Genomic DNA, 843 nt, shown 5'->3' on the forward strand with positions numbered 1-843 from the left:
GCAAGGCGGAATACCTGCCGGGCAAGGCCAATCCGCGTTTTGTCGTCACCAACCTGAGCACCCGTGACGCGGATGCCCAACATTTATACGAAGATCTTTACTGTGCCCGTGGCGAGATGGAAAAATTCATCGGGAATGAATTTTCGCGCAAGCCCCGAAGGGGTGAGGCGCAGGGATGCGCCGAACAAAACCGGATCAAGGAGCAGCAACTGGGACTGTTCGCCGATCGCACCAGCAGTGCCACCCTGCGGGCGAACCAACTGCGGCTGTACTTCTCTTCCTTCGCCTATGGCCTGCGCCGGCTGGGGCTGACCGGTACGGCGTTCGCCAAGGCCCAGAGCACGACGATCCGTCTGAAGCTGCTGAAAATCGGCGCCCGCCTGCGCCTGACAGCACGCAAAGTCTGGCTGTCCTTCTCGGAAGCATACCCCTACGCCAGCGACATCGCTCAGATCCTGGCCAATCTCAAGCAGCACCCTGCCTGGTCACCCCCTGGATAAACCCTATTACATCCGGCAACGTTGACACAACCGATCAGACTCCGGTGCTGAGGGGCCGGCGCGTCTGTTCCGTCGAAAAAACATCCTCCAGAGCCCCGGGAGAGCGAAAAACACGAGAATCACTTCTCTCCGCGAGTACCTTGGCACGAGAAATGGGCTATCGGGCTATCTTGGCCACGTCCCGGCGCCCAAAAACGCCGGAACCAGGGGGTCGGTGAGCGATGCGGGTTAGCGTTTTTCTGCAAAATTTCCCATCGCGTCCTGAATCGACCCGAAAACCGCTAATATACTGATAATGTTATATTATCTTGATAGATGCCGCTTAATGTGTTAGTCTTACAGC

General features: G+C 57.3%; 1 protein-coding gene. It reads left to right on the top strand.

Translation table 11 applies throughout. From position 1 onward, the window contains the following. Window positions 1-500: transposase (locus tag ACOCD2_RS22845; RefSeq protein WP_419584661.1), on the top strand; the 500-nt coding region annotated here is incomplete at its 5' end. Window positions 501-843 lie beyond the last annotated feature (343 nt).

This window comes from Thiolapillus sp. (assembly GCF_048562965.1).
GTDB lineage: Bacteria > Pseudomonadota > Gammaproteobacteria > Chromatiales > Chromatiaceae > Thiolapillus > Thiolapillus brandeum_A.